The sequence below is a fragment of the Paracoccus sp. NFXS7 genome, from assembly GCF_040148865.1.
Lineage (GTDB): Bacteria > Pseudomonadota > Alphaproteobacteria > Rhodobacterales > Rhodobacteraceae > Paracoccus > Paracoccus marcusii.
The window spans coordinates 358,351-379,245 of the sequence record NZ_JAKEKV010000001.1 but is presented as its reverse complement, the minus strand read 5'-3'; the positions used below and the strand labels follow the sequence as shown (position 1 = coordinate 379,245).

Below are 20,895 nucleotides of genomic sequence, written 5' to 3'. Positions count from 1 at the left end.
GACACAGGGCGGGCCGATGGCCGCGCGGATATCTGCACCGTTCCCTCCGCCGGTATGACCCGGATCAGGTTCGATGGGTTGGCTGTCGCCTCTCAGCCCCTGTGACGGGACACCCCAACGGTTTGCCCCCCAAGGCTAGGCGCGGCGGACGCGGGGCGCAAGGGGGGCTTTTCGCGCCCGCGCGATTGTCGCAGGATGGCGGGGCAGCGGACGGGGGACAGATGGACAGGCGCGGGCTGGAGATGACGGTGCTGATGTCGCCGGACATGGCGAATTTCAGCGGCAAGGTGCATGGCGGCGCGCTGTTGGCCTGCCTGGACCGGGTGGCCTATGCCTGCGCGTCGCGCTGGTCGGGAGAATATGCGGTGACCCTGTCCGTCGACCAGGTGACCTTCAAGGAGGCCATCCACGTGGGAGAGCTGGTGACCTTTCGCGCGCGGGTGAACCATACCGGCCGCACCTCGATGGAGGTCGGCATCCGGGTCGAGGCCGAGAACATCCGCCGCGGCACCCGCAGGCATACCAATTCCTGCTATTTCACCATGGTCGCGGTCGACGAACGCGGCCATCCTGTGCCGGTCCCCAAGCCCGAGCTTGAGGACGACATCGACCGCCAGCGCTGGCGGTCGGCCGAGGTCAGGCGCACCATGCGGCGCGAGATCGCGGCCCGCCAGGAGGCCGCGTCGAACACCCCCTGATTGGGCGTGGACTTTGCGATCCAAACCGCGTAGGGAACCGCCTTTGGCCCTGCTAGTCCGGGGCGGCGGGTGCAGGGTGGGCCGGTCGCAGCGACGATAGGTGCCGCTCATCGGGTCGCTCACGGCCCCCGCATTTTGGCGAATCACATGACTGAACTGAATTTCCCCGCGCCGCTTCAGGCGGCGTTGGCCGACAAGGGCTATGAGACGTTGACTGCCGTGCAGTCGGCGGTACTGGCGCCCGAAGCCGCGGGCCGCGACGTGCTGGTCTCGGCCCAGACCGGGTCGGGCAAGACCGTGGCCTTTGGCCTGGCGATGGGCGCGGACCTCTTGGACGGCGACCGCATCATCGCGGGCGAGCTGCCGCTGGCCCTGGCCATCGCGCCCACGCGCGAACTGGCGCTGCAGGTCGCACGCGAGCTGGAATGGCTTTATGCCGGGACCGGCGCGCAGATCGCGACCTGCGTCGGCGGCATGGACTATCGCAACGAAAAGCGCGCCCTGCAGCGCGGCGCGCAGATCGTGGTCGGCACGCCCGGCCGCCTGCGCGACCATATCGACCGCGGCAGCCTGGACCTGTCGGACCTGCGCGCGGCCGTCCTGGACGAGGCCGACGAGATGCTGGACCTGGGCTTCCGCGAGGACCTGGAGTTCATCCTGGGCGCCGCCCCGGTCGAGCGCCGCACGCTGATGTTCTCGGCCACGGTGCCGTCGGCGATCGAGAAGCTGGCCCGTGATTTCCAGCGCGACGCCCTGCGCATCGCTGCCATGGGCGAGGCGCGCCAGCACGGCGACATCGCCTATCGCGCCTATACCGTGACCGCGCGCGACCGCGAGCCCGCGATCTTCAACCTGCTGCGCATCCACGAGGCGCAGACCGCCATCGTCTTCTGCAAGACGCGGGCCAACGTGAACCACCTGCTGGCGCGCATGTCGAACCGGGGCTTCAAATGCGTGGCCCTGTCGGGCGAGCTGTCCCAGCAGGAGCGGACTCACGCCCTGCAGGCGCTGCGCGACGGGCGCGCCCGCGTCTGCATCGCCACCGACGTGGCCGCGCGCGGCATCGACCTGCCGGGGCTGGAGCTGGTGATCCACGCGGACCTGCCGACCAACCCCGACACGATGCTGCACCGGTCGGGCCGCACCGGGCGCGCGGGCTCCAAGGGCGTGTCCGCGCTGATCGTGCCGTCGGCCGATTATCGTCGGGCACAGCGTCTGCTGCAGAACGCCAAGGTCTCGGCCGAATGGCTGGACGCGCCGACCGCGGACGAGGTGCGGGCGCGCGATGATCAGCGCATGCTGGACCATCCCGGCCTGCATGAACCCGTGGGCGACGACGCCGCCCTGGCCGCGCAGCTGCTGGAGCAGTTCAGCGCCGAACAGGTCGCCGCCGCCTTCCTGCGCCTGTGGCGCGAAGGCCGCCCCGCCGCCGAGGAACTGTCCGAGGCGCATGCGCCCCCCGCGCCGATGGCCCCCCGTGCGCAGCGCGAGTTCGGCCCTTCGGTCTGGTTCACGCTGTCGGTCGGTCATTCCGGTCGGGCCGAGGCGCGCTGGCTGCTGCCCAAGGTCTGCGATGCGGGCGGGATCACCCGCGACAGCATCGGCGCGATCCGCGTCAAGCAGGACCTGTCCTATATCCAGATCGCGTCGGAAGTCGCCGCCAAGTTCGGCGATTTCATCGAGATCACCCCGGAGGTCACCATGCGCCGCATGGACGGCGCCCCCGACCTGGACGCGCCGATCGAGCGGGCGCCCCGCGCCCCGCGCACCGACAACCGTTCCGAGGGTCGCAAGCCCGCGCCGCGTGCCAAGCACGCCGCGTCGGACGAGGGTCACCACGCCCGCGTCAAGTCCGCCCGCGGCGGCTGGCTGCCCGATGATGCCCCCGCCGAACCGCGCGAGACCGGACCGCATGCGGCCGTGAAGTCGTGGAAGAAGAAGTCGTCGGCCGACGCTGGCAAGGGCCCCAAGCCGGCCTGGGCCAAGTCTAGGCCCGCCGGCGACAAGGCGGGCGCCCCCAAGGCGCATCGCAAGGGACCCAAGCGGCCCGCCTGACCGGCAACTGCCCGCGGGGCCAAGCAACTGCCTGACAAACAGGCAGTGTGCCCTGCACGCTCTGCAATCCACATGGCCCTCGCGCCCGAAGCTCCCTTGCGGGGTTTCGGGCGCGACGCGTTCGGGGCATGGAATGTCGCAATTGATATTGCCAGTCGGGCAGGGCGACGCTTAACCTGATCCTTGCGCTGAATAACCAACGACATAACAGGGAGAGCGCTTTTGCTGGACGACCGCCACGGCGACGCATTCGTCGCCTTCGAGCATGTGCAAAAAAGCTATGATGGACAGACACTTGTCGTCAAAGACTTGAATCTGTCGATTGGACGGGGTGAATTTCTGACGATGCTGGGGCCGTCCGGTTCCGGCAAGACGACCTGCCTGATGATGCTGGCGGGCTTCGAGACTGCGACGAACGGAGAGATCCGTCTTGGCGGGCGTCCGATCAACCAGGTGCCGCCGCACAAGCGCGGGATCGGCATGGTGTTCCAGAACTATGCGCTGTTTCCGCACATGACCGTCGGAGAGAACCTGTCCTTTCCGCTGGAGGTCCGCGGGATGGGCAAGGACGAACGCCAGACGCGCATCGCCCGCGCGCTGGACATGGTCCAGATGGGCAAGTTCGCGAACCGGCGTCCGGCGCAGCTGTCCGGCGGGCAGCAGCAGCGGATCGCCCTGGCCCGCGCCCTGGTGTTCGACCCCGAACTGGTGCTGATGGACGAGCCGCTTGGCGCCTTGGACAAGCAGCTTCGCGAGCATATGCAGTTCGAGATCAAGCATCTGCACGAGAAACTTGGAATCACCGTCGTCTATGTGACCCATGACCAGGGCGAGGCCCTGACCATGTCGGACCGCATCGCGGTCTTCAACGACGGGCGCATCCAGCAGCTGGCCCCGCCGTCCGACCTCTACGAGCGCCCCGAGAACAGCTTCGTCGCAAGCTTTATCGGAGAGAACAACGCCCTGGCCGGCACGATCGAGCAGCTGGATGGAGACAAGGCGCTGGTGCGGCTGGACGGGGGCGGGGTGATCGACGCCACCGCCGTGAACATCCGCGAGAGGGGTCAGCGCACGACCGTGTCGATCCGCCCCGAACGGGTCGAGTTCAAGCCCGAGATGATGTCCCAGGGCGCCCACACGATCGAGGCGCAGGTGATGGAGGTCATCTATATGGGCGACATCCTGCGCGCCCGGCTGAAGGTCGCCGGCAGCGACAATTTCGTCATGAAAATGCGCAACACGATCGGCCAGACCCGTCTGGACGCCGGCCAGGTCATCCGCATCGGCTGGCATCCCCAGGATGCCCGCGCGCTGGACCCGATCTGATCCCTTTTCCCAACCGGAGACTTCGATGAAGCGTTTTCTTGCACTCAGCACCGCGATGGGCCTGGTCGCCGGGCCGGCCCTGGCCGATGTGAACCTGCTGTCCTGGGGCGGCGCCTATGGCAACAGCCACCTGGAGGCCTATGCCAAGCCGTTCACGGCGGAAACGGGCATCAACGTCGTCATGTCGGACGCCGACAACCCCGCGACCCCGATCAAGGCGCAGGTCGAGGCAGGCAATGTCAGCGTCGACGTCGCGTCGGTCGAATATGCCGATGCGGTGCGCCTGTGCGACGAGGGCGCGCTGGAGATGATCGACCCCGCCATCCTGCTGCCGGCCGAGGACGGGACGGCCGCGGCCGACGATTTCATCGATGGCGCGGTGACCGAATGCTTCGTGGCGACCGACGTCTATTCGATGGTCCTGGCGTTCAACGAGACCGCGTTCCCGGAGGCCAAGCCCGCGACCCCTGCCGATTTCTTCGATCTGGAAGCGTTTCCGGGCAAGCGGACCATGCGCAAGGGCGCCAAGTTCAATCTTGAGCTGGCGCTAATGGCCGATGGCGTGCCCGCCGCCGAGGTCTATGACGTGCTGTCCACCCCGGAGGGCGTGGACCGCGCCTTTGCGAAGCTGGACACGATCAAGTCCGAGGTGATCTGGTGGGAGGCGGGCGCCCAGCCTCCGCAGCTGCTTGCCGATGGTGAGGTCAGCATGGCCTATGCCTTCAACGGCCGCATCTTCAACGCGGCGCAGGCCGACGGACAGCCCTTCGAGATCATCTGGGACGCCCAGATCTATGAGATGGAGGGCTGGGTCGTGCCGAAGGGCGCGCCGAACCTGGAGCAGGCGATGGAATTCGTGGCCTGGACCACCGCGCCCGCGCCCCAGGCCCGCGCCGCCGAATTCATCAGCTATGGTCCGCCGCGCCGGTCCGCCGCCGCGATGGTCGGCAACATCGACGGCACCGAGGAGCCGATGGGCCCCAACCTGCCCACCTTCGACGCGAACATGGCCGGGGCGCTGGCATCGGACCTGGATTTCTGGGTCGACCGCGACGCCGAGCTGATCGAGCGTTTCAACAGCTGGCTGGCCAGCTGATCCAGTTCGGACCGGGAGGGATTCGTCCCGCCCGGTCTGCGCCCCGCCAACGGGGCCAATGACAACGGGCGAAAATGCCCGAGACCAACCAACCGGGAGAACCAACGTGAAATCCACCCTGATCCTTTCGACCGCCCTGTGCGGCGTGGCCTTTGGCGCGATGGCGCAAGAGGTCAACGTCGTGTCCTGGGGCGGCGCCTACGAGGTCAGCCAGGTCGAGGCCTATAACAAGCCCTTCACCGCTGAGACCGGCATCACCGTCAACATGATCGCCGCCGACAACCCCGCGACGCCGCTGCGCGCGCAGGTCGAGGCCGGCAACGTCACGGGCGACGTTTTCGACGTCGAGGTCAGCGACGCGATCCGCCTGTGCGACGAGGGTGCGCTGGTCGAGATCGACCCCGCCGACCTGCCCAGTGCGCCCGACGGCACCGCTGCGGCAGATGATTTCGTGCCCGGCGCGCTGCAGGATTGCGCGGTCGCCAACATCGTCTGGGGCACGGTCATTTCGTTCAACACGACCAAGTTCGAGGGAGAGACCCCCAGCACGGCGGCCGATTTCTTCGACACCGAGACCTTCCCGGGCAAGCGCGGCCTGCCCAAGAACCCCAAGCGCACCCTGTATCTGGCGCTGATCGCCGACGGCGTGCCCGCGGCCGAGGTCTATGACGTGCTGTCCACCCCCGAGGGCGTGGACCGCGCCTTTGCCAAGCTGGACACGATCAAGGCCGACACCGTCTGGTGGGAGGCCGGCGCCCAGCCCGTGCAGTTGCTGGCTGACGGAGAGGTCAGCATGACCACCGTCTATAACGGTCGCGCCTTTGACGCGATGGTGGCCGAAAAGCAGCCCTTCGAGATCATCTGGGACGGCCAGTACCTGGACATGGACATGTTCGTGATCCCGGTCGATGCGCCCAACCCGGACGCGGCGATGGAATACCTGAAATTCGCGACCGACACGCAGCGTCTGGCCGATCAGGCGAAATACATCGCCTATGGCCCGGCGCGGAAATCGTCGAACGAACTGGTCGGGCTGTACCAGGACGGCGTGACCGAGATGGCGCCGCACATGCCGACCAGCCCCGAAGCGCTGGCCAATGCGGTGACGGACGATCCGGAATTCTGGGCCGACCATTCCGCGGAACTGACCGAACGCTTCAACAGCTGGCTGGCCGCGTCCTGAACTGACACCCTGTCGCCCCCGCATCCGGGGGCGGCGGACCTGACTGCCCGGGGGACGACATGGCCGACGCCGCACTTGATCCACATGCCGCCATCGCCACCACCGCATCCGGTGTGGGGTCTGGCACGCTGACGACCGCCGACGGAATGCCGCTGGCCCGCGCCCTGGCGCACAGCCAGCGCCGGGCGCGACGGCGGGCCTTTCTGCTGGTTCTGCCGCTGTTGGCCTTCATCCTGATCACCTTTGTGGTCCCGATCGGGCAGATGCTGGCGCGGTCGTTCCACAATGACGGCTTTTCCGCCAACATGCCGCAGGTCTCGGCCTGGTTCGCATCGACGGAGCCCGGCACCGCGCCCGACGACGCGGCCTGGACCGCATTGGCCCAGGACCTGATCGCCAGCGCCGATGCGCGCAGCATCGGGGTGGTGGGCACGCGGATCAACTATGACATGCCAGGAACGCGGTCGCTGTTCACTGCGACCGGGCGCCAGGTCCGTCGCGGGCTGGAGCCGCCCTATCAACAGGCCCTGCTGGAGATCAACGAGGACTGGGGCGACCCGCGCCTTTGGTCCGTCATGCGATCGGCATCGACGCCGGTCACGGCGAACTTTTATCTGGCAGCAGTCGACCGCACCCGGGACGAGGCCGGCAACATCCAGCAGGTCGCGGAACAGCAGCGGATCTATCTGACCCTGTTCTGGCGCACCTTCTGGCTGTCGGCGGTGATCACCGGCCTGACCTTCATCCTGGGCTTTCCCATCGCGCATCTGCTGGCGACGCTGCCCATGCGCAAGTCGAACCTGCTGATGATCCTGGTGCTGCTGCCGTTCTGGACGTCGCTTCTGGTGCGCACGACATCCTGGATGGTGCTGCTGCAGCAGCAGGGCGTGGTGAACGACATCCTGGTCTGGCTGGGCGTGATCGGCGGCGGGCAGCGGTTGCAGATGATCTATAACCAGACCGGCACGATCATCGCGATGACGCATATCCTGCTGCCCTTCATGATCCTGCCGCTGTATTCGGTGATGCGGACCATCAACCCCGCCTATGTCCGCGCCGCGCGCAGCCTGGGCGCGACAAGCTGGACCGCGTTCCGCCGGGTCTATTTCCCGCAGACCCTGCCGGGCCTGGGGGCGGGGGCGATGCTGGTCTTCATCCTGGCGGTCGGATACTACATCACGCCCGCGCTGGTCGGCGGATCGTCGGGGCAGCTGATCTCGAACATGATCGCACAGCACATGACCGGCACGCTGAACTGGTCGATGGCGGCGGCGCTGGCGGCCCTGCTGCTGGGGTCGGTGCTGATCCTCTATTGGCTCTACGACCGCCTTGTCGGCGTCGACAACCTGAAACTGGGGTAAGCGAATGGCTGTTCCGACCTATGCAAGCCCGCTGGAGCGTGTCTGGCACTATACCTACCTGACGGTCTGCGCGCTGATCTTCGTGTTCCTGATCGCGCCGATCATCGTGATCATCCCGCTGTCGTTCAACGCCGAGCCATATTTCACCTTCACCGACCGGATGCTGTCGCTCGACCCCGACGGCTACAGCATGCGATGGTATTCCAGCCTGCTGACCTTCGGGATGCAGAACCCGGATTCGACGGGCTGGGCCTTCTGGTCGGATGCTTGGGCGAATGCGAAATGGGTGCAGGCGGCCAAGAACTCGATCATCATCGGGGTATGTTCGACCATCGTGGCGACGGTTCTGGGGACGCTGGCGGCCCTGGGCCTGTCGCGGCCCGAGATGCCGTTCCGCCGGGCGATCATGGCGATCCTGATCTCTCCGATGATCGTGCCGCTGATCATCACGGCGACGGGGATGTTCTTCTTCTACTCGAACCCCTGCGAGCTGCTGGCGCTGGTCGGGCTGTCGCCGGAATGCGGACGGCTGGCGGGAACCTATCTGGGGGTCATCCTGGCCCACGCGACCCTGGGTATTCCCTTCGTGATCATCACCGTCACCGCGACACTGGTGGGGTTCGATCAGTCGCTGAACCGCGCGGCGGCCAGCCTGGGGGCCAATCCGCGCACGACCTTCTTCAAGGTGACGATGCCGCTGATCCTTCCAGGCGTGGTGTCGGGTGCCTTGTTCGCCTTCGTCACCTCGTTCGACGAGGTCGTGGCGGTGCTGTTCATCGCCGGTCCCGATCAGCAGACCATTCCGCGCCAGATGTGGAACGGCATTCGCGAACAGATCAGCCCGGCCATCCTGGCGGTGGCGACGCTGCTGGTGATCTTCTCGATCGCGCTGCTGACCACGGTGGAACTGCTGCGCCGGCGGTCCGAGCGTATCCGGGGCGTCACGCCCCGATGACGCCCGAAGAGCTGGAGGACGAGGGCGCGCGTCCTGCGCCCCCGTCCTATCCCGCCATCACGCGGGCCGAGCGCGCACATGGCCGGCGCCTGGCCGCCATCCATGACATGTACCGGGCCGAACTGGACGGCGTGCAGCGGCTGCTGGTTCAGGTCCGGGCCGCGCAGGCCGATCCGTCCTTGGTCGCACCGGCGGTGGCCGGGACGGCGCTGGCGCGCAACATGGCGCAGTTCGGCACTGCCTGCGGCCGCGACTGCGCGCTTTTGCAGAACCATCACGACATCGAGGAGCAGTGGATGTTTCCGGCCCTTGCGGAGCGGGGCGGGTCGGCACTGGCCCCGGTGATCCGTCGGCTGAAGGCCGAGCATGAGGTGATCCACAGGTTGATCGGCGCGTTGAACGAGGCGGCACAGGCGCTTGTCGCGGATCGGGGGCCAGCGGCGCTCGATCTGTGTGCGGAGCGGTTCGCGGCGCTGGACCGGGCGATCCGGTCGCATTTCGGGTACGAGGAGCGGGCGCTGGAGGAGCCTTTGGGGGCGCTTCGCGTACCCATCTGAGGCAGGTTGCGTCCCGCGACGGCGGGGGGCCGGCCCCCCGCACCCCCCGCCGGGGAGCCTGCGGCCCCCCGGACCCCCGCGACGCCTCAGGGCAGCAACGCCAGCCACATCCAGATCGTCAGCGTGGACAGCGCCGTGGCGATCAGCACGCTGGAGGCTGCGACACGCTTGGCCACGCCGTAGACATTGGCGAACAGATAGGCGTTCACGCCCGGGGCCATCGACGCCGTCAGCACGGCCGAGCGCATGCCGTCGCGGTCGAGATCCAGCGCCCAGGCTGTGCCGAAGGTGATCGCCGGATGCAGGATCAGCGATGCGGCGCAGCACAAGGCGATGGTCGCCATGTCGCCTTCGGGACGATAGCGATAAAGGACGCCGCCAAGACCGAACAGTGCGGCGGGCAGGGCAGCGCGCGCGATCATGTCGGCAGCGTCCCAGAACCCCTGTGGCAGGGCCAGCCCCGCCTGCGACAGCAGGTTCACCGACAGGCCCGCGATGATGCCGATGACCAGCGAGGTGCGCAGCACCCCCGTCAGCGCACGCAGGGCCACGCGCCCGACCGACAGGCCACTGCCGCGGGCGCGCGTGAACTCCATCACCGTGATCCCGAAGGTGTAGAGCATCGGCGAATGGATCGCGATGATCGCCCAGTTCCCGGCCAGCGCATCCGGGCCGTAGGCGCGTTCCGTGATCGGCACACCCAGCAGCAGCGTGTTCGAGAAGAGGCACACGAACCCGATCGCCACGCAGTCCACCGGCGCCCTGCCGAACAGGAACCGGGCGCCCCCCCAACCCGCCGCAAAGGCCGCGAAGGCGCCGGCATAGAAGGGGATCAGCAACTGGGCGCGAAACTCGGTGCCCAGGTCCAGGCGCGCCATCGACACGAAGAGCAGCGTGGGGACCGCGAAGTTCTGCGCGAAATTCATCAGCCCGTCGACACCGCTGGCCGAGAACCAGCCCCGCCATGCCACCAGATAGCCGAAGCCCACGATCAGGAAGACGGGCAGGATGATCGTGAACAGCGCCGTCATGTCGCGGCGGGCACGGTGATCTGCATGCCGTCGAAGGCGGGCTCGACATGGTCCGGGGTCTGGGCTGCGACTGCGGCATAGTCCATGTCGATATGCATGTTCGTCAGCACCGCGCGGGGGCTGCGCGCGCGGGCGATCCAGTCCAGCGAAAGGGCCAGGTGGGCATGGCTGGGATGGGGTTCATGGCGCAGGGCGTCGATGACGAAGACCGGCGCATCCTCGATCAGCGGCCATGCGGCGTCGGGAATGTCCGAGACGTCGGGCAGATAGACCAGACCGCCGATGCGGAAGCCCAGGGCGCTGATCTCTCCGTGCTGGACGCGGAACGGGGTCAGCGTCATTGGGCCGCCGGGGCCGTCGATGGTGATCGGGCCGTCGATCGCATGCAGCGCGCAGATCGGCGGATAGAGGCTGCCCTCGGGCGTCTCGAACACATAGCCGAAGCGGGTCGTCAGCGCTTCGGCCGTGGGCTGATCGGCCCAGACCGGCAGGATGCGGCGCGCGTTGAAGACCAGCTGGCGCAGGTCGTCGATGCCGTGGACATGATCGGCATGGGCATGGGTATAGACCACGGCGTCCAGCGTCGCCACGCCCGCGTCCAGCATCTGCGGGACCAGGTCGGGGCCGGTGTCGATCAGCACCTGGGTGGTGCCGTCCGGCCCGTCGCGTTCGACCAGCAGCGAACAGCGGCGGCGGCGGTTTCGCGGGTTTTCCGGGTCGCAGGCGCCCCATCGGTTGCCAAGGCGCGGCACCCCGCCGGACGATCCGCAGCCCAGGATCGTGGCGCGGATCGTGTCGCTCATCGGGCGGCCTTCCAGAACAGGCGTTCGAAATTGGCCTCGGTCCGCGCGGCGAAATCGGGCAGGGACAGGCCGAACAGGTCCGCGCCCACCGCGGCGGTATGGGCGACATAGGCGGGTTCGTTCCGGCGCCCGCGATGCGGGGGCGGGGCCAGATAGGGGCTGTCGGTCTCGACCAGGATGCGGTCCAGCGGCGCGGCCTTGAAGATGTCGCGCAGATCGGACGACCGCGGAAAGGCCGCGATGCCCGACATCGAAAGGTAGAACCCCAGGTCCAGCGCCGCCTGCGCCAGCGCGGGGGTCGAGCTGAAGCAGTGCATGACGCAGGTATATTCGCCGGTGCGGTGTTCCTCGGCCAGGATGCGCGCCATGTCGTCATCGGCGTCGCGGGCGTGAATGATCAAGGGCAGGCGCGTCCGCCGCGCGGCTTCGATATGAATACGCAGGCTGTCCTGTTGCGCCTGCGCGCTTTGGGCGGTGTAGTGGTAATCCAGCCCGGTCTCGCCGATGGCCACGAATTTCGGGTGATCGGCCAAGGCCACCAGCTGATTGACGGTGACCATCGGTTCGTCCGCGACGCTCATCGGGTGGGTGCCGGCGGCGTAGAAGACGCCGTCATGGGCCTCGGTCAGGGCGCGCACGGCGGGTTCCTGGCGCAGGCGGGTGCAGATGGTGACCATCCGCCCGACGCCCGCGGCACGGGCACGATCGATCAGGGCTGCGTGTTCGCCGTCGAAATCGGGAAAATCCAGGTGGCAATGGCTGTCGGTCAGCCGGAGGGCCGCATCGGTCATCGGTCAGGCCTTGGTCAGGGACGCTTGCGCGGGCGGCAGCTGCGCCAGTTCCAGCACCATATCCATGACCAGCGCGGCAGGGTCAAGGTTGACCGCCCGTCCCGTGCGGGCACGCGCCGACAGGCGGGCCTGCGCCTCGGCCCAGATGCGGGCGGCGTGGTCGTCGGGTGACAGCCGCGCCATCAAAGCCCCTTCGCCGCGCGCGGCCTGGGGCAGCGGCGCGCCCATCAGCCCCGCCCGCGCCAGCCGGGTAACGAAGCGGTCCAGCACGGTGATGGTCAGATCGAACGGGTCGCCATCGGCGCCCGCGCGCCCCGCCGCGCCATCGGCGAATTTGGATGCCGCCAGCCGGTCCAGCCGGGGCAGGGTGGCGAACAGGTCGACCAGGTCCTGATAGCGGTCAAGCCCCCCCTGGCCGGCCAGCCGCAGCGCCTCTCCGACCGATCCGTCGGACAGGGCCGACAGCGCCTCGGCATCCTCGTTCAGGCCCATGTCGGACAGGATCGCCGACATCTGTCGCGGCGGCAGCGGCGACAGGCGCAGCGTGCGGCAGCGTGACCGGATCGTGGGCAGCAGGCGTGCGGGCTGATGCGCAATCAGCAGGATCAGCGCATCCGACGGCGGCTCCTCCAGCACTTTCAGAAGGGCGTTGGCGGCAGGAATGTTCATATCATCGGCGGCATCGATGATCGCCACGCGGCGACCGCCTTCGGCAGCCGAGAGGTGGAAGAAGGACAGCAGCTTGCGGATCTCGTCCACGGTGATCTCGGCGCGCAGGCGGCCGGTCTTATCGTCCCAGGGGCGGCGGATCAGGGCCAGGCGCGGCTCGGACAGGGCGGCGATGCGGCGGGCCTCGGGCATGTCGGGGTCGACGGCCAGGTCGGCCCGCCCGCTCTCGGCCAGCAGCCAGCGCGCGATGGCCCAGGCCAGCGTCGCCTTGCCGACCCCGCGTGGCCCGGTCAGCAGCCAGGCGTGATGCAGCCGGTCGCCCTGCGCGGCCTGCAGGAACGCCGCCGCAGCCGCGTCCTGACCGATCACGCGCGTCGTGTGACGCGGATGGGGTGCGCCCGGGACCCGGTCGGGTTCGGGAATGTCGGCGGCCTCGGTCTTCACAACGCGGCCATGATGCGGGCGGACACGTCCGCGGCGCTGCCTTTGCCGTCGATCAGCCGCACGCGGTCGGGATATTCGTCGGCCAGCGCGCGAAAGCCTGTCGCCAGCCGCTGCTGGAAGGCCAGCCCCAGGCTTTCAAAGCGGTCCTCGGCCCCGCCGCGCGCAGTGCCACGGGCAAGCCCCGTTTCTGGGTCGATGTCGATGACGAAGGTCCGATCCGGCTCGACCCCGATCATCAGCGCGTGCAGCCGGTCCACCATGTCCCGCAGGTCGCCCCGCGCCGCACCCTGATAGACGCGGGTGCTGTCGGCGAACCGGTCGGTCACGACGACCTGCCCGGCCTGCAGCGCGGGTCGGATCGTGCGTTCCAGATGATCGCGCCGGGCGGCGGTGAACAGCAGGCATTCCGTCTCGGGCGACCAGCGTTCGCCCGCCCCCTCGACCAGCAGGCGGCGGATCTCCTCGGCGCCGGGGCTGCCGCCCGGCTCTCGGGTCAGCACAACCTCGCGGCCCTGCGCCCGCAGCGCGTCGGCCAGCAGGCGGGACTGGGTGGACTTGCCGCAGCCGTCGATGCCTTCCAGGCTGATCAGCATCAGCCGGTGACGGCGGTGATGGCACGCTGGCCAAGCTGCATCACGGCCCCCTTCATGCGGCCCACCAGCCCGGCCTCGGGGACGTCCTGCGTGGCGATCAGGGGCGTGACGGTGTCGCGCGTGCCTGGGATGGTCACGACCAACTGGCCAAGGCGGTCCCCCCGCGCGATGGGCGCTGGAACGGGAGAGTCGTAGACGACCTCGACCTTGACCTGGTCCTGGACGCCGGCGGGAACCAGGACGTTGACGCCGTTCTGGGTGGTCAGGCCGACGCGCGACAGGGTGCCCAGCCAGACGGGCGCCTGCGCCACGTCCTCTCCGGCGGGGACCAGGGTGCGCATGCTGAATTCGCGGAATGCCCAGTTGACCAGGCGTTCGGATTCCTCGGCCCGGGCACGGTCGCTTGTCAGGCCGGTGATGACGAAGATGATGCGACGCCCGTCCTGGATGGCCGACCCGACCAGGCCGTATCCAGCCTCCTGGGTGTGGCCGGTCTTCAGCCCGTCGGCGGTCCATTCGCCCGTGCCGATGGACAGCAGCGGGTTGCGGTTGCCCGCGTTCGACGGCACACGGCCCTTGTAGTTGAACGAGGTCATGGCGAAGTTCGGATAGAGATCCGGGAATTCCGTGATGATGTAGGTGGCCAGCAGACCCAGATCCTCCATCGACATGCGATGTCCCGGATCGGGCCAGCCCGAGGCGTTCGTCAGCGTCGTGTGGGTCAGTCCCAGCTGCGCCGCTCGTTCGTTCATCTGGCGGGCAAAGGCCTCTTCGGTCCCGGCCAGGCCCTCGGCCACGACGACGCAGGCGTCGTTGCCGGAATTGATGATGATGCCGTGGATCAGATCCTCGACCGAGGGGCGGTCGGCTGGTTCCACGAACATCTTGGACCCGCCCATGCGCCAGGCCTTCTCGGACACCGGAAAGGTCGTGTCCATGCTTACGCGCCCGTCGCGCAGCGCCTCGAACAGCATGGTCAGGGTCATCAGCTTGGACATCGAGGCCGGGGGAAGCGGCGTCTCGGCGTTTTTCTCCATCAGCACGGTGCCGGTCTGGACGTCATAGACCCACGCGGCCGATGCTGTCGTGTCAAAGGCCCTGGCGGGGGCCGTCATGGCCAGCACGGCCGCCACCCAGATCAGGAATCCGCGCATGATAAGTCCCCCTAGGTTGTTTTCCATGATGGTTACATCAACCCAATCCGCCCCGCAACGCGCCATGGCCGGGGCGGGGCAATCGTGATCAGTTTCCCGTGGCCTCGCGCCAGTGCCTGCGGCAGAGCGAGACATAGGTCTCGTTCCCGCCAACCTGCACCTGTGCGCCCTCGGTGATCGCCTGTCCCGCCTCGTTGCGGCGGATGACCATGGTGGCCTTCTTGCCGCAGTGACAGATGGTGCGCACCTCGCGCATGTCGTCGGCCAGCGCCAGCAGGGCAGCGGATCCCGGAAACAGCATGCCCCGGAAATCGACCCGCAGCCCATAGCACATGACCGGAATGCCCAGGTCGTCGGCCACGCGGGCCAGCTGCCAGACCTGGTCCGCGGTCAGGAACTGCGCCTCGTCGACGAACACGCAGGCGGGGCGCGGCGCGGTCTGCGCCACCAGCGTCAGCAGGTCGGACCCGCTGTCAAAGGACAGCGCCTCGTCGGCGATGCCGATCCGGCTGGCGATGCGCCCCCTGCCGGCGCGGTCGTCCAGCGCCGCGGTCAGCAGCAGCGTCTCCATCCCGCGTTCGCGATAGTTGTAGGACGCCTGCAGCAGCAGCGTGCTCTTGCCCGCGTTCATCGTCGAATAGTTGAAATACAGCTTTGCCATGGTGCCCGGCCCATACCCGCGCGCATGACGCGCGACAAGCGAAAGCCGCCGGAGATTGCGCCCCGGCGGCCTGTTCGTTGTCCAGATACCCATTCCGCCTTGCGGCAGCGATCAGGCGGTGCGGCTCTTGGGCGCGCGCGACGGGCGGCGTGCCGGACGCTTGTGGGCGCCCCCGTCCATCGGCTTGCCGCGTCCGCGCTGTGCACCGCCGGCAGGACCCGCCGCTGCGGCCGCGGCGGCCGAGGGCACGTCGCCGCCGATCACCGGAATGGCGTTCTTCATGGCCTTCTCGATGGCGCGCAGCTCTCCCAGTTCGGCGGGCGAGCAGAAGGCCACGGCGCGACCGTCACGGCCCGCACGCGCCGTCCGGCCGATGCGATGGACATAGTTCTCGGGGACGTTCGGCAGGTCGTAGTTGTAGACATGCGCCACCTCGGGGATGTCCAGGCCGCGGGCGGCCACGTCGGTGGCGACCAGCACCTTGGTCTCTCCCTTGCGGAAGGCCTCCAGCGCACGCTCGCGCTGGCCCTGGCTCTTGTTGCCGTGGATCGCGGCGACGGCAAAGCCCCACTTTTCCAGCAGCTTGGCCAGCTTTTCGCAGCCGTGCTTGGTGCGGCCGAACACCATGGCCAGCTCGTTGGTGTGCTTGGACATGTATTCGGCCAGAAGGGTGGCCTTGTCGCCCTGGCTGACGAAGTGGACACCCTGTTCGATCTTCTTGGCGGCCTGGCCCGGCGGGTTCACGGCGACCTTGACCGGGTTGGTCAGGTAGGTGTCCGACAGCTCCGACATCAGCTTGGGCATGGTGGCCGAGAACATCAGCGTCTGGCGTTCACGGGGCAGCATCCGCGCGATCTTGCGCAACGTGTGGATGAAGCCGATGTCCAGCATCTGGTCGGCCTCGTCCAGCACCAGATAGGTGGTGGCCTCCAGGCTGATCGCGCGACGCTCGATCAGGTCCATCAGGCGGCCCGGGGTGGCGATCAGCACGTCCACGCCGCGCGACAACCGCTCGGTCTGGGTGTTGATCGAGGCGCCGCCCACGACGCGGAACGACCGGATCGGCGTGCCCTCGGCATAGGCGTCGATGTTCGTCGCAATCTGGGTGGCCAGTTCGCGGGTCGGTGCCAGGATCAGCGCGCGGCAGGTCTTGGGGTCGGGCTTCTTGCCATAGTTGATCAGGCGGGTCAGCATCGGCAGGCCGAAGGCCGCCGTCTTGCCGGTGCCGGTCTGGGCCAGGCCCAGCACGTCGCGGCCCTGCACGATGGCGGGGATGCCCTGTTCCTGGATCGGGGTGGGCGTGGTCAGGCCCATCGCGATGATGTTGGCGTTGATGCGGTGGTCGATCCCCATATCCGCGAAGGGACCGGTGATGACGGGTTCGCGGGCGGGGGCGCGGCGGCCTTCGTTGGCCTGGATCGGCGGGCGGGCGGGGGTGGACTTGCCGCCACGGTTGGGGCGGCGGCGGGTGTTGTTCTGTTCCATCAGGATCTTTCGTCCCTTCCGTCCCCCGTATCGGACGCAAAGGCAGGGGCCCCGCGCAAGGCGCGGCCAGTGGCAGGGGTGCAGGCGCGATACGAGGATGCCTGCTGCCTCCCCGCGTGAATGGGAAACTGGATTGGGTGTCGGCGTCGTCGGGCAGGGGCCCAAGGCTGCTCACGCGGCAGCGGACGGCGATGGGGGTCAGATGGGCGGAAATGACGTGAAAGTCAAGCCCCGTCAGGCACGGCCCTTGGATGGTCAGGCGCGGTCGGCGCTGTCCATCCAGATCGTCACGGGCCCGTCATTGACCAAAGCCACCTGCATATCCGCGCCAAAGCGCCCGGTTTCGGTGGCGACCCCCAGGTCGCACAGCGCCTGAGCGAAGCGTTCGTACAGGCGCCGGCCATCGTCAGGCGCGGCGGCCGAGGAGAAGCCGGGGCGGTTGCCGCTGCGGGTGTCGGCGGCCAAGGTGAACTGGCTGACGACCAGCGCCGTGCCGCCCGTGTCCAGCACCGACCGGTTCATCCGCCCCTGATCGTCGCGGAAGATGCGCAGCCGCGCTACCCGCCCGGCCAGCGCCGCGGCGGTCGCGTCGTCGTCGCCCCGCATGGCGCAGGCCAGGATCAGCAGGCCCGGCCCCGTCTGCCCCACGATCTGGGCGTCGACGGTGACGCGGGCTTCGGTGACGCGCTGGATCAGGACCCTCATCGTCGGGTCACCGGGCTAGCACGATGCCGATCACGACCATCATCAGGCCGATGACCGATGCCGCCAGCGCGCCCATGTTCACGGCCAGCACGCCGCGCATCTTCTCGCGCAGCGCCGCGTCGTCCAGGCCCCGCGCGCGGGCGCGGCTGACGGTCCAGATGCACCAGACAAGGGCGCCCAGCCCGAACAGGGTCAGGGCCGCGCCGCTCCAGATGATCCAGTCGAACAGGGTCATGGTCGTCTCCTTGCGCAAAGCGGGGTTTCGCGACCGTCCCCTAGCGGCGATTGCACCCCGCAACAAGACCGCCTAACACCCGGTGCAAACGCGCAAGAAGGGACGAATCCGATGCAGGACGATCAAGCCTATGGGGTGGCCGCGGACGAGCTGCGCCAGTTCATCGAACAGTTCGAGCAGCTTGAGGCCGAAAAGAAGGACATCGCCGAACGCCAGAAAGAGGTGATGGCCGAGGCCAAGGCCCGCGGATACGACACCAAGGTGATGAAGCAGATCATCGCCCTGCGCCGCCGCGACAAGGACGACATCGCCGAGGAAGAGGCGATCCTGGACATGTACAAGGCCGCCTTGGGCATGGTCTGACGCACCCGTCCCGGGGCCGCCCGCGCGGCCCTAGGGCAGGATGAACTCGACGCCCGGCAGGACCGCGATCTCGGCCACGTCGGCGCGATAGTTTTCCGTCACCTGATCGACCAGCTCCTGCGTCCAGCCCGGCAGGTCGACGGTCTGCTCCAGCACCTCGGGCAGGGCATGGGCGGCCAGGACGTCGGAATAGATCTGGCGGCGCTGCGCGACATTGGTCTGGTCGCGGCCCGCCATCGCTGCGCGCAGCTTCTCCATCCCGGACGGGCCCAGCAGGTCGAACATGTAGGGCATGTTTCCCGCCAGCGGCACGCCGTCGGGCAATGCGCCGATCAGCCGCACCACCTCGGGCCAGATCAGCGGCACATCCTCGTGGCACCACAGGACCAGGCGGCGGCCCTGAACCGATCGGACCAGCTTCTGGATGGCCAGCCGCCAGCGCAGCTGCAGCGGGTGGTTGCCCTGCATCAGGTCGTCATAGCCGCCGCCGCTGAACTGGGGCAGGACCTCGGCCAGCAGGGTGGCTGGATTGCGCATCGCCAAAAAGAACTCGGTCTGCGCCGACGGGAACAGCCGCGACAGCGCGGCCGCGCGCATGCCTATCTGCGGATAGAGCCCGTCGCGCCCCACGGCCCGGCCCGGCGCACCCATGAAGGTCGAGGTGGACATCACAATCCGCTTGGGATCGTCGCTTTCCAGCATCGCGTCCATCATGATCTGTTCCATCTCGGGCGTGGCCGTGCCGCCGTTCAGCGATGCCAGCGCCTCGTCGAACAGCCCACGGTGGCGGTTCGGGGTGACCACCTCGGTGCCGATGCCCTGCAGGGCGGCGCGGTTGTTCAGCAGCGTCTTGAGCAGGCGGTCGCGGTCGGTGCCGTGCACCCCCAGGTGGAAAACCATCTGCATCTGAACTGTCCCGTCTTTTCTTGGCCTTGCGGCGGGCAAGCCCACCCTGGTTGTGGCGCGCAGATTAACCGTCCGGCGTGGACAGTCAAACCGCTTTGGCATATCGCCCTTGGGCATGACCCGGACAGCCCCAGAACCGACCCGCAGCCGCCGTCACGATCATGCCCTGCGCCAGGGGGGCGGACGCGGATGGTCGGTCGCCGCGGTCCTGGTCGCGGGGCTGGTGCTGATGCCGGTCCTGTCGGTCGTCTGGTTGGCGCTGAATCCCACCGACAACATCTGGCCGCATCTGCTGTCCAGCGTCATGCCCCGCTATTTCGGCAACACGGTCGCGCTGGCGGTGGGGACGGGACTGCTGGCCGCGGCGATGGGCACCGGGGCGGCCTGGCTGGTCAGCATGTACGACTTTCCGGGCCGCGGCGTGCTGCAGTGGCTGCTGCTGCTGCCGCTGGCGGTGCCCGCCTATATCGGCGCCTATGCACTGGCCGATTTCCTGGATTATTCCGGCCCGGTCCAGATCGCCTTGCGCGGCTGGTTCGGGTGGGAGACGGCCCGCGACTACTGGTTCCCCCGCATCCGCTCGCTGGAGGCGGCGATCGTGGTGCTGGCCTCCGCGCTCTATCCCTATGTCTATCTGCTGACGCGCGCCGCGCTGCACGAACAGTCGGGCAGCGCATACGAGGTCGCACGCGCCCTGGGCACCGGCCCCTGGGGCCTGTTCGCCCGCGTTGGCCTGCCGCTGGCGCGCCCGGCCATCGTGGCGGGATCGGCCATCGCGATGATGGAGGCGGTCGCCGATTACGGCGTCGTCAGCTATTTCGGGGTCCAGACCCTGAACACCGGCATCTTCACCACCTGGCTGGAGCGTCGGAACGCCGGCGGTGCCGCCCAGATCGCCTGCGCGATGCTTGCCATCATCGTGCTTCTGTCGCTGTGGGAACGCTTTGCCCGCCGCAATGCGCGCTATCACCAAAGCGCCCGGCAGCCGCGGCCGATCCAGCGCCAGCGCCTGCGTGCCCTACCGGGGGTCCTGGCGACGCTGGCCTGCACGCTGCCCTTCGCGATGGGGTTCGTCCTGCCGGTGGGGGTGATCGCGACCTATGCGCTGGCCTATCCGCAGGGTTGGGTGTCGCCGGGGCTGGTGCGGGCCGCGTGGCACACGGTGTCATTGGGCGGTATCGCCGCGGTGCTGACGGTGCTGATGGCGCTGATCATGGTCTATGGCACGCGCCTGTCGGGGCGGGCGCTGCCGCGCCTGCTGATGCCGGTCACGACCATCGGCTATGCCGCGCCGGGGGCGGTGCTGGCGGTGGGCCTGCTGATCCCGCTGGCCGCGCTGGACCACTGGGTCGCGGATGGCTGGCTGGCGGTGACGGGCACCGATCCGGGGCTGATCCTGACGGGCACGGGCACGGCCATCGTGCTGGCCTATCTGGTCCGTTTCTTCGCGATCGGGCAGGGGGCGATCGACGCGGCCTTCACGCGGGTGCCGCCGTCGCTGCCGATGGCGGCGCGGTCGCTGGGGCGCGACAATGCCGGAGTGCTGCGCGCGGTTTATTTGCCGATGATGCGCGGGTCGGTGGGGGCGGCGCTGCTGCTGGTCTTCGTCGATTGCGTCAAGGAACTGCCCGCAACGCTGCTGCTGCGCCCGTTCAACTTCGAGACGCTGGCCACCCGCACCCACGAACGCGCCAGCCTGGAGGATCTGGGCAACGCCGCGCCCGCGGCACTGCTGGTGATGGCCGTAGGGCTGGCCGCGGTCGCGCTTCTGGCGCGCACCAACCTGGGCGGTGCAAGGCACACGAAGCCGCCGCTTGCGTAACA

At 68.4% G+C, this 20,895-nt stretch carries 21 protein-coding genes and 1 riboswitch; of the genes, 10 read left to right on the top strand and 11 right to left on the bottom strand.

What is annotated here, in order from left to right:
- Positions 1-24: 24 nt before the first annotated feature.
- Positions 25-127: riboswitch (TPP riboswitch) on the bottom strand.
- A 94-nt stretch (positions 128-221) separates the two neighbouring features.
- From LZ686_RS01910 to LZ686_RS01875, 8 genes are all read left to right on the top strand, one after another.
- A complete protein-coding gene (locus tag LZ686_RS01910; RefSeq protein ID WP_045999004.1) occupies positions 222-698 on the top strand; it encodes an acyl-CoA thioesterase in 477 nt (158 codons plus the stop codon).
- Positions 699-845: 147 nt separating this feature from the next.
- Entirely contained in the window at positions 846-2,753 is a 1,908-nt protein-coding gene (locus LZ686_RS01905) for a DEAD/DEAH box helicase (RefSeq protein ID WP_194885573.1), read from the top strand.
- 222 nt (positions 2,754-2,975) lie between these two features.
- Entirely contained in the window at positions 2,976-4,079 is a 1,104-nt protein-coding gene (locus tag LZ686_RS01900) for an ABC transporter ATP-binding protein (protein ID WP_349546821.1), read from the top strand.
- A gap of 25 nt (positions 4,080-4,104) precedes the next feature.
- On the top strand, positions 4,105-5,175 hold the full coding sequence (locus tag LZ686_RS01895; RefSeq protein WP_349546820.1) for an ABC transporter substrate-binding protein: 1,071 nt from the start codon (positions 4,105-4,107) through the stop codon (positions 5,173-5,175).
- A 106-nt stretch (positions 5,176-5,281) separates the two neighbouring features.
- Positions 5,282-6,358 (top strand): ABC transporter substrate-binding protein, encoded by a 1,077-nt coding sequence (locus LZ686_RS01890; RefSeq protein ID WP_139598157.1) that lies wholly within the window; start codon positions 5,282-5,284, stop codon positions 6,356-6,358.
- Positions 6,359-6,417: 59 nt separating this feature from the next.
- Entirely contained in the window at positions 6,418-7,719 is a 1,302-nt protein-coding gene (locus tag LZ686_RS01885) for an ABC transporter permease (protein WP_295169467.1), read from the top strand.
- A 4-nt stretch (positions 7,720-7,723) separates the two neighbouring features.
- Positions 7,724-8,674, top strand: coding sequence for an ABC transporter permease (locus LZ686_RS01880; RefSeq protein WP_045981301.1), 951 nt, complete (start codon positions 7,724-7,726; stop codon positions 8,672-8,674).
- A complete protein-coding gene (locus tag LZ686_RS01875) occupies positions 8,671-9,231 on the top strand; it encodes a hemerythrin domain-containing protein (protein ID WP_349546819.1) in 561 nt (186 codons plus the stop codon). Before LZ686_RS01880 ends, LZ686_RS01875 begins: the two co-directional genes overlap by 4 nt.
- Before the next feature lie 86 nt (positions 9,232-9,317).
- Here LZ686_RS01875 and LZ686_RS01870 read toward each other — a convergent pair whose 3' ends face one another.
- From LZ686_RS01870 to LZ686_RS01825, 10 genes are all read right to left on the bottom strand, one after another.
- The gene (locus tag LZ686_RS01870) at positions 9,318-10,262 is read right to left on the bottom strand and encodes an AEC family transporter (RefSeq protein WP_304614422.1); all 945 of its coding nucleotides are present in this window, start codon (positions 10,260-10,262) and stop codon (positions 9,318-9,320) included.
- Positions 10,259-11,065 carry an MBL fold metallo-hydrolase gene (locus LZ686_RS01865; RefSeq protein WP_349546818.1) on the bottom strand — a complete coding sequence of 269 codons (807 nt, stop codon included), beginning with the start codon at positions 11,063-11,065 and terminating at the stop codon, positions 10,259-10,261. Before LZ686_RS01865 ends, LZ686_RS01870 begins: the two co-directional genes overlap by 4 nt.
- Positions 11,062-11,856 carry a TatD family hydrolase gene (locus tag LZ686_RS01860; protein ID WP_349546817.1) on the bottom strand — a complete coding sequence of 265 codons (795 nt, stop codon included), beginning with the start codon at positions 11,854-11,856 and terminating at the stop codon, positions 11,062-11,064. The genes LZ686_RS01865 and LZ686_RS01860 overlap by 4 nt, the downstream gene beginning before the upstream one ends.
- Before the next feature lie 3 nt (positions 11,857-11,859).
- Entirely contained in the window at positions 11,860-12,969 is a 1,110-nt protein-coding gene (locus LZ686_RS01855; protein ID WP_349546816.1) for a DNA polymerase III subunit delta', read from the bottom strand.
- Positions 12,966-13,562: a dTMP kinase gene (gene tmk / locus LZ686_RS01850; RefSeq protein ID WP_349546815.1), complete on the bottom strand. Its 597-nt coding sequence runs from the start codon at positions 13,560-13,562 to the stop codon at positions 12,966-12,968. The genes LZ686_RS01855 and tmk overlap by 4 nt, the downstream gene beginning before the upstream one ends.
- Positions 13,562-14,716 carry a D-alanyl-D-alanine carboxypeptidase family protein gene (locus LZ686_RS01845; RefSeq protein ID WP_045981294.1) on the bottom strand — a complete coding sequence of 385 codons (1,155 nt, stop codon included), beginning with the start codon at positions 14,714-14,716 and terminating at the stop codon, positions 13,562-13,564. Before LZ686_RS01845 ends, tmk begins: the two co-directional genes overlap by 1 nt.
- A gap of 88 nt (positions 14,717-14,804) precedes the next feature.
- Positions 14,805-15,377 (bottom strand): thymidine kinase, encoded by a 573-nt coding sequence (locus LZ686_RS01840; RefSeq protein ID WP_349546814.1) that lies wholly within the window; start codon positions 15,375-15,377, stop codon positions 14,805-14,807.
- A 111-nt stretch (positions 15,378-15,488) separates the two neighbouring features.
- The gene (locus LZ686_RS01835) at positions 15,489-16,730 is read right to left on the bottom strand and encodes a DEAD/DEAH box helicase (protein WP_045981350.1); all 1,242 of its coding nucleotides are present in this window, start codon (positions 16,728-16,730) and stop codon (positions 15,489-15,491) included.
- A 387-nt stretch (positions 16,731-17,117) separates the two neighbouring features.
- Entirely contained in the window at positions 17,118-17,567 is a 450-nt protein-coding gene (dtd, locus tag LZ686_RS01830) for a D-aminoacyl-tRNA deacylase (RefSeq protein ID WP_045981292.1), read from the bottom strand.
- A gap of 7 nt (positions 17,568-17,574) precedes the next feature.
- Positions 17,575-17,802 carry a hypothetical protein gene (locus LZ686_RS01825; protein WP_295165982.1) on the bottom strand — a complete coding sequence of 76 codons (228 nt, stop codon included), beginning with the start codon at positions 17,800-17,802 and terminating at the stop codon, positions 17,575-17,577.
- Positions 17,803-17,913: 111 nt separating this feature from the next.
- Here LZ686_RS01825 and LZ686_RS01820 point away from each other — a divergent pair, with 111 nt between their 5' ends.
- Positions 17,914-18,165 carry a DUF2312 domain-containing protein gene (locus LZ686_RS01820; RefSeq protein WP_042248738.1) on the top strand — a complete coding sequence of 84 codons (252 nt, stop codon included), beginning with the start codon at positions 17,914-17,916 and terminating at the stop codon, positions 18,163-18,165.
- Positions 18,166-18,195: 30 nt separating this feature from the next.
- Here LZ686_RS01820 and LZ686_RS01815 read toward each other — a convergent pair whose 3' ends face one another.
- Positions 18,196-19,071 (bottom strand): hypothetical protein, encoded by an 876-nt coding sequence (locus tag LZ686_RS01815; protein WP_273743338.1) that lies wholly within the window; start codon positions 19,069-19,071, stop codon positions 18,196-18,198.
- A 229-nt stretch (positions 19,072-19,300) separates the two neighbouring features.
- On the opposite strand from LZ686_RS01815, the gene LZ686_RS01810 reads away from it, so the two are divergent.
- The gene (locus LZ686_RS01810) at positions 19,301-20,893 is read left to right on the top strand and encodes an ABC transporter permease (protein ID WP_349547115.1); all 1,593 of its coding nucleotides are present in this window, start codon (positions 19,301-19,303) and stop codon (positions 20,891-20,893) included.
- Positions 20,894-20,895 lie beyond the last annotated feature (2 nt).